The sequence below is a fragment of the Domibacillus sp. DTU_2020_1001157_1_SI_ALB_TIR_016 genome, assembly GCF_032341995.1.
GTDB classification, from domain to species: domain Bacteria; phylum Bacillota; class Bacilli; order Bacillales; family Domibacillaceae; genus Domibacillus; species Domibacillus indicus_A.
The window spans coordinates 1,183,594-1,196,199 of sequence record NZ_CP135438.1 but is presented as its reverse complement, the minus strand read 5'-3'; the positions used below and the strand labels follow the sequence as shown (position 1 = coordinate 1,196,199).

Below are 12,606 nucleotides of genomic sequence, written 5' to 3'. Positions count from 1 at the left end.
TCTTACACCAGCTTCAGCAAAATAACACCAGCCAGGATTGATAAGATGGAAAAAACCTTCCTTTTGCTCCGCGATTCTCCAAATACGAAAATACCAAGTAATGTGGTACTTACAATCGTCAGCCCAGCCCAAACCGCAAAGACAACGCCTACCTCTAAATATCGGGTAGATAGTGACACAAAATAAATGCAGGTAATAAACAGCCCAAAAGCACCGATTGTCGGCTTGATTACTTTAAAGCCATTTGACATCTTTACACATAACTGGCCTGAAACACCCAATAAAATGCTTAGGCCTAAAAATACATACCCCATTATAAACGTTCCCCTTCCAGTGATGATTTTGTTCCAGGCTTCGTATTGATAGCCACGGCACCTACGACAATTAAACCAATGCCAAGTAACTTAACCGCGGATATACTCTCATGAAACAAGAGAATTCCCAGAAGAGTAACTAAAGCTGTTCCAGTTCCTGCGAAAACAGCATTCACAATCCCTACTTCGCGATTTGCCGTGATGAAAATATAAATCGCAATAGATGAACAATAAAATAAAATTGCCAAAACCGTTGGCACAAAAACAGTGAATCCATCCGCGAGGTTAAGAAAAGTAACCCCAATAACTTCAAATAGGATAGAAAGGAGTAATAAGCTATAATAAGCCATATATAAAAGCCCCATTTCAAGGAAGTGTATGTAGTTGAATAATCTTAAATCAATTGAATACTTTGTTGCTGTGGCAGAATATGGCACGTTGACCAAGGCAGCCCATCATCTTCACGTTACGCAGCCTGCTTTAAGCAAACAAATAAAGTTATGTGAGAACGAAATTGGATATAAGCTGTTTGAACGCTCTCATCAAGGGATGAAGCTTACAGACAAAGGAAGGAACCTGTATGAGGATGTTTCTCCCTTGTTGCTTGCTCTGAAAAATAAAATGAAGGAACACAGTGTAATCAAAAACATCCGCTTCGGCGTCTCTCCTTTTCTGGCTACCTATTACCTTCCTGAGTTAGAAGCAGAACAGAAGATTAAAATAGATTTTACGGTCACACGGGAAGAATGCGGAGAATTTCTTCCCATGCTTGAATCAGGGAAAATCGATGCTGCTATTGTGCAGGAATACGCTTCCTACCCAGGCCTTTTTTCAAAATTTCTTTACGAGGAAGAATTTCAGGCTGTAGTGCCTAAAGGGCATCCTTTAACCGAAAAACGAGCTGTACATATAAAAGATTGCCTGAATTATCCTCAGGTTTTGCCGCCAGAAGATAGCCAGTTGTATCGTAATATTCAGTCATTCATAAAAGAAAAGAAAATCGACCCAGTGAAAATTGTTTGTATGCCCTATCACACTATTATTGATTATGTGATGAAAGGATATGGGATCACCTACCTTCCTGCGCTTATGATTGAACATCTGTCTTACAAAAATCTGCAGTTTATTCGATTAGAAAACAAAGAGCTGATCAGAAAACTATATCTTTTTGCAAATAGCCGACACGTTTTTGATATAGTCTGGCAGCAGTTACAGAAAGAACATTCTTTGTAGTTATTTTAGCGGCTTTAAGCCATCAGAAAAATTGACCAATGGATATAAGGGTATAACTCTAGGTTATATCTTTATGGCCATGCCTTCTTAAAATTGATTATTCGATGGAAAAGTTCTAAAGGTCCTTATTCATCTGTTTAACTGAAAACCAGAGTGATTTTAAAATATAAAATACCCTCTCTTGGCACTAGGTAATAATATGAGATAATATGATATAATACAGTGATTATGATTGCATTTAGGAGGCAAATATGGACGATTTATTAAAATTAAAAGATAAAACGATTGTTATTATGGGCGTAGCAAATGAGCGTAGCATTGCTTGGGGAGTAGCAAAATCCCTTCACAGAGCAGGCGCAAAACTTATTTTTACATACCGGAAAGAACGTTCACTTCAGAAACTAGAAAAGGCTTTAGCTGCTACTAGCATCGAAGCGGAATTGATTGTTCCATGTGATATCAACAGTGACGAAAGCATTCAAGCTGCTTTTTCCCGCATCGGAGAAAAAACAGGTATCATTCATGGTGTTGTTCATTCCATCGCTTTTGCACATGCAGAAGATCTTAAAGGCGCGTTCATCGACACGTCCCGCGACGGCTTTGCGTTCGCGCAGGATACAAGCGCTTATTCCCTAATCGCAGTAGCGAAAGCAGCAAAACCTTTTATGACAGAAGGCGGCTCTATTATCGCGATGAGTTACCTTGGTGCTGAACGTGTGGTTCCAGGCTACAATGTAATGGGTATCGCTAAAGCATCACTTGAAGCTTCTGTTAGATATTTAGCGGAAGATTTAGGTGCAAGTGATATTCGAGTAAATGCTATTTCGGCTGGCGCTGTTCGCACTTTAGCGGCAAAAGGCATCCCATCTTTTAACGAGATTCTTCATCAAATCGAAGAAAAGGCACCGCTTAGAAGAAACGTCACACAAGAAGAAGTAGGCGATATGACTTTAGCGATGCTGAGTCACCTTTCAAGAGGCGTTACAGGCGAGATTGTCTATGTGGACTCTGGCTATAACATTCTCGGTTAACCTTTACCCTTCATTTTTGCATACCACCATAGGTGCTCACCCTTTAAGGGTGAGTGAATCTTGCATATATGGAGCCCATGCATTCCAAAAAGTGAAAAAATCCACCAAGGTATAAGCTGCCTTGGTGGATTTTTTTATCCGTTCGTTTTTTCACTTTCTTTTTCAATAGCCAGCCTGAATACCAACAACGCAAGCAGGACCGTCAGCGGCGTCATGAGCAGCTTTTCTAAATCAGAATTGGAAGCAGCATTGCCCGCTGAATTCAGCACCATAATTCCACACATGGTCCATAAACCGACATTTATAATTTTCTTGAATCTGCCTTTTAGAAAATACCCTAATTTCACAGCAACGATCAAAATGAATACCGTTTGTACCAGGATCGATATAGCTTCAAAAATGATTAAATCTTCCTGGCTCTTTAAGCGTCCTCCCCAAACAAAATCATACGGCAAAATGTTTAAGAGGATTAAAATATGCATAAAGAGGGCAGCTGTGTTGATGGCAAGTATGATATTCCCCGCCATCCGCGTGCCAAGTACTGTTTTCATTGTGCCTCCTCATTCGATTCGGACATGTTTAATCACACTCAGCACGGAACTTCAAAAATGCAATCCATCACCGTCTGTTTTGCTTATATATGCAGTGCTATTATTAACGGCTATAACGCCTTCGTTGTTTTAAGCCCTTTTCAGTGTATGCAGCTGCTAAGAGTTTATGTTTAAAAGGACTGCTGGCGGTAAGCAACCGCGAACATGCTTATTACCAGGCCAGCTGAAGGATTTTTTGTACATCCTCTTCATGCAATTTTACAAAGTTGCCAAGCGGCCCTCTCTCCGTGCCTTTTTTCGCCATTTCATCAATGCGGTCATCGCCAATGTCTACCTGTCTCAATGAAACAGGCATGCCGATCGAATGGAAAAACTGCTTTGTTTTTTCGATGCCTTTCAGCGCTGTTTTTTCAAGATCATTCAAGTCAATTTCTACATCCCATACTCGATGCGCAAATTGAGCAAAACGGTTGAGATCATGCTTGTATACATACGTCATCCATGCCGGGAACACGATCGCAAGCCCCGCACCGTGGGCAATGTCGTAAATACCGCTGATTTCATGCTCGATGTCGTGGCTTCCCCAGTCACCTACACGCCCTGTGCTTAACCAGTCGTTGTGAGCAACCGTTCCCGCCCACATAATTTCTGCACGTGCATGATAATTCTCGGGCTCATCCAAAACCGTATGCGCATTGTTAATAATGGTTTTTAGTGTCGCTTCACAAAGCCGGTCTGTCAGTTCCACATTCTTCTCATTCGTAAAATATCTTTCCAGTATGTGGGCCATCATATCCGTTATACCGCAGGCAGTTTGATAAGCCGGCAACGTATATGTAAGTTCAGGGTTTAAAATGGCAAATCTCGGTCTCATTGAAGGATGGCCCGTCGCTCTTTTATACCAGCCGTCCTCCGCCGTAATAACCGTACCGTTACTTGTTTCGCTTCCCGCAGCCGGAATGGTAAGAACGACACCAAGCGGCAGGCAGTCTGTAACAGCACTTTTCCCCGTGAAGAAATCCCATACATCTCCCTCATATTTCACCCCAGCAGCAATCGCCTTTGCAGAATCAATGACGCTTCCCCCGCCTACGGCCAGAATAAAATCAATATTGTGCTCCCTGCATAGTGAAATACCTTCCCGTACAAGGCTTACTCTCGGATTGGGCTGTACGCCGCCTAGTTCAATAATCTCGATTCCCTGCTCCCGCACGGACTGCACAACCCTATCGTATAAACCGCTTTCTTTAATGCTTCCCCCACCGTAGTGCAAAAGCAGTTTTTTGCCGTACGCAGCAGCTTCTGTTCCTACAGCTTGTTCCTGCCCTTTTCCAAAAATAACTTTTGTAGCGTTTTGAAATACAAAATCCTGCATTTACGTATCCTCCCCTAATGTGAATGATTTCCTTCAAACAAGCATTTTTATCGTATCATCAAATTGGTAAAAAGTAGAGGGACCCTTTTCCCGTTCTGCACGCAGCAGGGTGATTTTATTTTTCATTTTTCAAGTAGTGGTATATATCCAATTGGCTTTTTGTCTTTTTTATTAAACAAACTGCTTTCCCGCTGGCTGGCCAAACTGGTAGAGTTCGCTTTTCTGTTATTGTCCCATCAATCTTTTAAACTGCTATATAAAAAAACACCTCCAAGTTGTTTCCCAGGTAATGACATACCCGTTTTTCAACTTGAAAGTGTTCTGATTTGTCTCATTCTACGCTGTCGTTCTTTATATTACAAATTATATTCTTTAAAAGTTGACAGTTATTTTTTTGGCTTTTTCAATAACATCTCCATTACCGTGAACGGCGTCACTTGTTGAAATGTCGACAGAAGTGATGTCATTTCCATCTTCAAGAATAAAGCCCATGTTGCCTTTTTTAATGTCGTTTTCTTGCAGGTCTCCTGTTAACTCTTCAAGATAAATATCGTCTTCCCACGTTTTATGCTCACCTTTGCTTGTCTGGATAAAAGCGACCGGTGTAAACTGCACCGCCTCATTAGATGTGTTGCTTACTTCAACGGAGACTTTAACGAAATCAAATTCTTCGTCGTGTGTATAACCATGGAAAAAGTCAATCATGCTGTAATCCGGAACGAAATGGACCACTTTCACATCTTTAATAACCATATTAACCGGGCCCACTTGTACGGTTTTATTTACTTTTTTATATGCTTTGAGTGTCAATTCTCCTTTTGCATCCGTTACCGTCTCGCCGACCTTTACTAAGTTAATGTCATCCGTTATCTGTGCACTTGGAACATAAACATCTTCATTGACGGCCAAATCTGCTGTTTCTGTCTGATCAGCTGTTTTTGTTTCTGCCTGTTCTTTAGAAGCTGAGTCTTCTGTTTCCGCACCTGCTGAACAGCCTGCAAGAAGCATCAAAACCAGCCCTAGATACGATAACTTTTTCAAAAGAATCCTCCCCTATATCTTCAGCTTCATAAAAGAGCCCGCTGTCTGTCATAAGAACAGCGGGGCTTTTACTAATGCGTGCTTTTATTTATTTTCTGTTTCGCCTAAAAGATCAAAAATGATTTTTGCCTGGTCCGTATTTTCAATTTGTCCGGCAAAGCGCTCTTTGTAAGGTCCATAAGCATAAACTGGAACATCTTCCCCTGTGTGGCCGCCTGTTGTCCAGCCTGTATGGGAACGCTCATTAAAGATTTCTTCAATCGCATTATCGATTTCTGTTACGTTTTTGGAAGCTGCTGCTTTTTCAACCGATTGAATTTCTTCTGCCGTTAGAGCTAAAAGGTTTTGATCAATATTCGCTTTTAACGTTTCTTCCACATTTGCACCTTTTGCAATTTTATCTGCCATAAAGTCAGGTGTGCGTTTTGCTGCTTTAATCGGCTCGCCAAACCAGTTGTATACGCCGTCAGCACCGATTGAATATCCGCCTGTAGAGTGATCCGCTGTAACGACAACAAGGGTATGCTTGTCTTTTTTCGCAAAGTCGATTGCGGCTTTTGCGGCTTTTTCAAAGTCAGCCATCTCACTCATCGCGCCAACGATATCATTGTCATGTCCTGCCCAGTCTACCTGGCTTCCTTCTACCATTAAGAAAAATCCATCTTTATCTTTGTTTAAACGGTCAATAGCTGATGAAGTCATTTCTTGAAGAGAAGGAATGTCTTCTGTACGGTCGATCATTTTTGGAAGACCGCCTTGAGCAAATAAACCAAGAACCTGCTCGTCCTTATTGTTTAGCATCTCTTCTTTGTTCGTTACATAGCTGTAGCCGTCTTTTTGGAAAGCTTTTGTTAAATCAACGTCTTTACGTACAAAGTTTGACTGGCCTCCGCCTAACAGAACATCGATTTTATGCTCGCCGTTAACAAGCTCTTTGTAATAGTCATCCGCGATCGCATTCATATTCTTACGGTTTTCATCGTGGGCACCGAATGATGCTGGTGTAGCGTGAGTAATTTCAGAAGTCGCGACAAGTCCTGTTGCTTTTCCTTTTTCTTTCGCTGTTTCAAGAACTGTTTTTACTTCAGACTTGTCATTGTCTACCCCGATGGCTGCATTATATGTTTTTACACCCGCAGACATAGCCGTAGCGGCTGAAGCAGAGTCAGTTACGTTTTGCTCTGGGTCTTCTGGGTACGTCATTTGCTGTCCAACAAGATATGGGTCAAATTCCGTTTGTTCAACAATTCCTTTTGTAGCCGGATCATCTTTTAAATAACGGTAAGCGGATGTATACGATACACCCATGCCGTCTCCAATTAAGAAGATGACGTTTTTAATTTTGGCGTTGTTATTTTGTTCTGCAGCTTGTGTATCTTTATCTGGAAGCGTTCCAGCAAAGCTGCCCAATGCCAATGTGGACAACACACAAACTGGAATAAGCTTTTTGCTTAATTTCTTTTTAAACAATGGAATAACCTCCAAAATAGTATTTATCTTTGTTACAAGCAATACTATAAAGGTAGATTATTAAGGCGTTATTGAGTAAAGGTAAAAATATATTAATATAATGTAAATATTGTTTATTCACTACCTTTTATTTCATTTTTATATACTTTATTCATCAAAAATAGTGTTTAATCTCCATAAAAAACATGATCTTCATTTATATTTACACCTATTAAAAAGAAATAGGTATATAAAAAATAAATTTACGCATTATTAATCTTGCGATATACGCTAATCTGATTCGCTTTACGCTCACGTTACCGGGTAAAAAGAAATCTATATAATAATGTAAATGTTCTTCAACCATAAAAGAGGACAACCAGCAATGATATGGCTGTCCCTTGTATACGGGTTTAGCCATTAGCACCCTATACGAAATCAATAATGGTCCGACTGTTATTTTCCAGAAGCTGAGTGCCCAAATTCTTATTAACTTAGACCAACTTTACCTTTCATTACTCTTTCAAGCACAAAAAAGTACCCGGATTCCTCTTTTCCGCCTTTCAGATCCATAACACCCAGCACAGTATGGTCATCCACTTTTCTAAACATGTCATACATGCCATGCTGATCATAAATCATTGTGGCACTTAAGACGCCTCTATACTCCATCATACGCATTCTCGCTTTGTCTTTTTCGGTTGCGATAAAAGGTGATACAGCTGAAAACAATGGCTTAACCAGAGATCTAGGAATTTTGTCAAATGGCAGGGACAAAGGGATAAAACCCGGGTTGATCTTATACAATACACCATTATTTTTTTGAAAAACGAGCGGATGGACCGTTTCGGAGTCGATAAATTCCTTGCCAAACCAGTTCACAGATTCAAGCAGTCCATTCATCGGGTGGTTCGTCCTAAACTCCCTGCCCTTCCATAATCCGATCATAAAAGAAAGATCGATACTTTCCAATTGGTCAAAAAATTGAAAGGCTTCCGTCTGCGATATGGGCCCTTCTGCAAGAAACTTTTCCAGCTTTGTGCGGGGATTCATTCATCAGCCTCCTCACTTCTTCTCCCTTTTCTTTCCTCCGTTCGTTTCATTATACCCTTTTTGCGCAAAGAAAAAGACCGAGCGGAAACTCAGTCTTTTAGGATACTTTTCTTGGTTCAGCGGTAGTTTCTATGTTTTTGCCAGGGCTATCATTACCTACAGCACGCCTGCAAGATACTGTACGAGTAATCTTATTTTTCTGCAGCACAGCCGGCATTTAATCTGGATAAAAACATTTTTCAAATGCACAACAGTCATGCTATGACACCATTCACTGTTTGATTTCCACGGTAAAAGTATACGTACTCGTTGTGACTTTGTCCGGTGCCACAATTTTAATGGTAATTACCTTGCCGTCAGACACAGAAATACGGTTCTCTGAACGATATTCTGCTTTTTTCCCATTTATCGTGATCGACTTGACCTTTGTAGACATAGTTGTAGGAATAAGTGTGATGTTTTTATTCGTCTTAGGCACTTTGATTGTGTAATTATAGGACCACGGATCAAACTTGTTCGGCAATGAGTTTTTCACAGAGATTGTGCTTCCAGCCCAAGAAAAAGGCTTAGAGTCAGGCGCAAATTGGACCGTCTTTCCGACAAGTTCTCCTCCTTCAATTTCAATGTTTGAGAGTACAGAGTACTTCATGAACCCATCCTTGCCATTGTAGTTAATTGGAGCTGATGTCAGATATTCTGTGTTGTCGCCTTTTATTCCAGGAAGCTTTATGGCAATCCAATTGGTTCCATCCTTCCACATGTCACCGATAATGGTTGTTCGGCTGTTCGGAGCATCATTATTTCCACGCAAGGTTGGAGAGGTGCCTGCTTCACCTTTATCAATTACCTGCTGCAAGGCTGTTTCATAGAGTCCAAGATGAGTAGCGTTAAGTGGCAACTCGTCATGGCCCGTAAAAATCTGAGTAATCTTACCGCCGTCTTTCTTTAAATTAGAATAGGTTTGCTGGGTAAGCGATAGAAAAAGGTCTGTCCGAACTCCTGATACATTTACGTTATCTGCTGAACCCGCCCGGGTGCAGCCATAGATATCGGACGCAAATACAAGGCCATTTTTCTTATTCTGGAGGATAATATCGCTGTGGTCATGTCCTGGCAATGCATATGTGTGGAGTTTAACGCCGCCCAGATCTATGATATCTCCCTCATCAATATTTTTCACCTTGGCCTGATCTTCCGGATCATTTAAGACTTGGACTCCAATTGCAGCCCATCCTCGTTCGTTGACATAGAGGTCGTGGTCGTCAACGAAGTTTGGCGCCTGTGCCATATGATCCCCATGTGCGTGACCAACCACTACAGAATAAGGTTTCTTGGCGATATTTTTATCGATATATTCTTTCAGGTTTTTAACATCGGCCTTAGTCTGCAAGACATCAAACAAGATACCCTTTTCCTGCCCTTCGACGTACCAAGCCATTGGACGAACCGATTCTGAATCATTGTAGAGTTGATATACTGCAGGGCTAGTGCTGGTCTTCTCCTTAATAAGAGTGTGCTGAAAATCAGCAACCACTGGACGATAGAGATGCCAGGTGAAGGTCTGGACCGGGCTCGTTACCATTCCATCCTTAACCGCCATAGCCTTGTAGACTACTGTCCGTTGAGGTAATTGGTTGTCTCTCAACATCTCATTAATATGGCCTTTTGATTCTACTGTATACACTTCACTGGAAGTGGTCGGTGTCGTGCCGTCCGTTGTATAGTAGATTGTAGCACCCGGGGTAGGCGTGTACAGCTTGATATAGCGCCGAGGGGCTACAGAGTTTTGCTTCGGTAATGCCTGCACAGGTGTGACCATTGTGCTGGTTATTTTTTTGAAAATCTTATCTACTTCTGATTTCTTGATGGGCTCATCAGGATTAAATGAATTAGGGGTTTTTCCAGACATATAGCCGAGCTCTACTAATGCATTAATGCTTCCTTTAGCATCTGGTCTTATCTCTTCATAGTCAGAGAACGGTGCTGCCTTAGTCGATTCTGGTATTTTAAATGCTTTCACAAAGGTAACGGCAGCATCCTGCCGTGAAATCTCGCTTTGAGGATTAAAATTACCTGATTTGTCTGCGTTTATAATGCCTTCCTCGTAAGCGGCCTCTATTTCCTTGCCATACTTGTCTGTCGTTTTTACGTCGTTGAATTGTTTAAGGGGAGCTTTCCAAATATCATTGTAATCACTTGGGTGAGGCCAGGCAAAATGGCCGGAAATCTTTCCGATAAATTCCGCCTTAGTGATGCCACTGTTGCTTTGAGTAATCTTGTCACCGTTCTCAGTAAATGCATAAGGAGAACTTGGCAGCAGCATACTGACTATTAATAATGCTAGGAAAACCTTAATACTTTTCATCCTATTTAACATCACTTTCCCCTCCTGTTTTCTTTTCAGAAACATTTTTCTATGCGCCCATCCCGAGCTCCATCTTTCAGTTAAAAAGTGATCTTTGTTTCATAGCAGCCTCTCTCCTAAGTAAATATCTTCTTTTACATCAAGGACCCGTAATAATAATCTGATCATCTGAGTATCTAAAAATGACATCCTTTAATTAAGGGCTTGTTACTGGTTTCTTAAGTTAATTAGTGTAATGACGTGTTCCTTCTGTATCCATTTTCCAGTGTGAGAACCATTCTTCCCATAATTCCCATACTTCAGATACGATGAAGTTATGAGCCCTGCCTTCGGTCTGGGTGTATTTGTACATTGGAATATCGTTTTCATCGTACCAAGTGTAAGTGGTATATCTATCCTTTTGCGTTACCACGGCATCATCAATTGTGCCTAGACCGTTTCTGCTAAGCCAGTATTCTACCGTATTTTTTGTTGGACCATCCTCAGTATGATCCCAACTCCATAAGTCGTGCTCACCAAATAGCAGGTAAGCTGGCATTTTATCTATTTTCCCTTCGGCCGGCCGCAGCAATGGTCCCGAAGTTGTACCGATGGCAGCGAAGTATTCTGGCAGCACTGTAGTTGCATAGTTGGAAAACATCGAACCTAAAGATTGACCAGTGAGATAACGTCTTCCCGGGTCGATATTATAATCTTCATCAATTTGTTTAACGACTTCTTCAAGAAATACAAAGTCGTCTTGTTTAGCAGGATCATAATTGACGTTCCAGGTTACCTCAGTGGACGAACTGTACTGTTCGCTTGGCACAACAAGCATAAAACCATATTTATCGGCTGCTTCCCACCAATGGCTGGCATCAAAAAATACGCGGGCTGTTTGTGTGTTTCCTGCAAGGGCAAAGACAACAGGAATATCTTTTTTCGGCGCGGAGTCAGGCGTGTACACTAAATACTCTCGAGTGTAGCCGTCTAGAACCATTTTCTTCACTTCGACGCCCATTGCTTCGTAGTCAGGCCTTACACCAAGGACGTTGCCGTTGACAGTTGTATTATCATAACGTGTATAGTAGGAGAGAAAATCATACATTTTCTTAGTGAACCCTTTCATGTAAATGCCCCTGTCTCCTTTTTCGAGAACGGCCACTTTAGAGAGGACATCGCTATAGGAGGTCACGATACTTTCGGAATCTTTGTCCTGCATAAAGACAGTACTGCCCACTAGACCGCTCGGTGATTTAGTGCTGACTGCGGTAACGTCATTAGCTGCCTTCCAATACTCAACCAGGTTTTTCACAGAATTCAGGTCATTGTTCACAAACCAAGTTGGCACAGGAACCTCACTATAAGAGATCCCATTATTTTCGGAAAATGTCTTTGCGCCCGTCCCTGCAATAAAATTCGCATCAAGATCTCTCGTTTCAACAAAGACCGAGCTAATCACAGACAGAGGATTCTCCATGGCCCAAGCCTGGAGGGCAGTACCGCCTTCACCATAACCCGCCAAGTAAAATAGCCCAAATGTGTTGTAATACTTAGTATCCCTTAGCAATTTGAAGGCTTGCTCCATATAGGCACGTTCTTCTTCAACCGTACCCCAGCCATTGTCGCCGGGCTCCAAAATGAATAGCCCTTCCGATTTTTCATTAGCGATATCAAGCCAACCGCTGTTCTTAAGAAACTCTTCTGTAGTCATACCTTCTGGAACAGTGAGAACCGTGAAGTAATCACGCACTGTCGTATCCGGAGCGATATAAACTTTGACCGTACGGGTTTCGTTCCCAACAGTAACATTACGAGTGAAATAGCCTGTCAGTGGCAATTTGTTGCCTAGTGTAATATCTATCGAAGGTTTTTCCATATTATCTAAGGAGATAGCTTCCAGGCTTGCTTTTGTTTTTATTTGTTGATTGTCATCCGCTTTTTGTAGTGTATCTATCCCTTTTGAGTAATTTATATCATTTACTCCTGCTGAAACTGGAATAATATTACTCAACGTCATCAGTGACACAGCAATAGATACAATATACGTTTGTTTTTTCATTCCGTTCCCCTCCCTCATAATGATTACACAAAAACTTTTGAATAGTTATTCGGCCTTTAACCCCTTACATATAACTCACCCCCCTTAAAAGGTTAACTAATATATAAAAGAAGTTACTTTCTAAGAAGCTTATTACTTATAAAAATATCTACT

11 protein-coding genes are annotated in these 12,606 nt (G+C 41.3%); 2 read left to right on the top strand and 9 right to left on the bottom strand.

The genetic code is table 11. The features are described 5' to 3' along the window. Nucleotides 1–2: 2 nt before the first annotated feature. A complete protein-coding gene (locus RRU94_RS05610; RefSeq protein WP_315690819.1) occupies nt 3–314 on the bottom strand; it encodes a DMT family transporter in 312 nt (103 codons plus the stop codon). Beyond that, on the bottom strand, nt 314–664 hold the full coding sequence (locus RRU94_RS05605) for a DMT family transporter (protein ID WP_315690818.1): 351 nt from the start codon (nt 662–664) through the stop codon (nt 314–316). Before RRU94_RS05605 ends, RRU94_RS05610 begins: the two co-directional genes overlap by 1 nt. Nucleotides 665–698: 34 nt before the next feature. On the opposite strand from RRU94_RS05605, the gene RRU94_RS05600 reads away from it, so the two are divergent. Together RRU94_RS05600 and fabI are read left to right on the top strand one after the other, a co-directional pair. Continuing rightward, nucleotides 699–1,547: a LysR family transcriptional regulator gene (locus RRU94_RS05600; protein WP_315690817.1), complete on the top strand. Its 849-nt coding sequence runs from the start codon at nt 699–701 to the stop codon at nt 1,545–1,547. Between the two features lie 251 nt (nt 1,548–1,798). After that, nucleotides 1,799–2,578, top strand: a complete 780-nt coding sequence (gene fabI, locus RRU94_RS05595) for an enoyl-ACP reductase FabI (RefSeq protein WP_315690816.1) — start codon at nt 1,799–1,801, stop codon at nt 2,576–2,578. A gap of 134 nt (nt 2,579–2,712) precedes the next feature. Here the strand turns inward: fabI and RRU94_RS05590 are convergent, their stop codons facing one another. The 7 genes from RRU94_RS05590 to RRU94_RS05560 all read right to left on the bottom strand — a co-directional run bounded on the left by RRU94_RS05590 (nt 2,713) and on the right by RRU94_RS05560 (nt 12,453). After that, nucleotides 2,713–3,129: a hypothetical protein gene (locus RRU94_RS05590; RefSeq protein ID WP_315690815.1), complete on the bottom strand. Its 417-nt coding sequence runs from the start codon at nt 3,127–3,129 to the stop codon at nt 2,713–2,715. A gap of 211 nt (nt 3,130–3,340) precedes the next feature. Further along, nucleotides 3,341–4,504: an iron-containing alcohol dehydrogenase gene (locus RRU94_RS05585; protein ID WP_315690814.1), complete on the bottom strand. Its 1,164-nt coding sequence runs from the start codon at nt 4,502–4,504 to the stop codon at nt 3,341–3,343. Between the two features lie 372 nt (nt 4,505–4,876). Continuing rightward, a complete protein-coding gene (locus tag RRU94_RS05580; RefSeq protein WP_315690813.1) occupies nt 4,877–5,545 on the bottom strand; it encodes a DUF4352 domain-containing protein in 669 nt (222 codons plus the stop codon). Between the two features lie 84 nt (nt 5,546–5,629). After that, the gene (locus RRU94_RS05575) at nt 5,630–7,015 is read right to left on the bottom strand and encodes an alkaline phosphatase (protein ID WP_315690812.1); all 1,386 of its coding nucleotides are present in this window, start codon (nt 7,013–7,015) and stop codon (nt 5,630–5,632) included. 468 nt (nt 7,016–7,483) lie between these two features. After that, nucleotides 7,484–8,047, bottom strand: a complete 564-nt coding sequence (locus tag RRU94_RS05570) for a DUF4334 domain-containing protein (RefSeq protein ID WP_315690811.1) — start codon at nt 8,045–8,047, stop codon at nt 7,484–7,486. A 271-nt stretch (nt 8,048–8,318) separates the two neighbouring features. Then, nucleotides 8,319–10,424: an S-layer homology domain-containing protein gene (locus tag RRU94_RS05565; protein ID WP_315690810.1), complete on the bottom strand. Its 2,106-nt coding sequence runs from the start codon at nt 10,422–10,424 to the stop codon at nt 8,319–8,321. Nucleotides 10,425–10,635: 211 nt separating this feature from the next. Next, nucleotides 10,636–12,453, bottom strand: a complete 1,818-nt coding sequence (locus RRU94_RS05560; protein WP_315690809.1) for a CE1 family esterase — start codon at nt 12,451–12,453, stop codon at nt 10,636–10,638. Nucleotides 12,454–12,606: the final 153 nt, after the last annotated feature.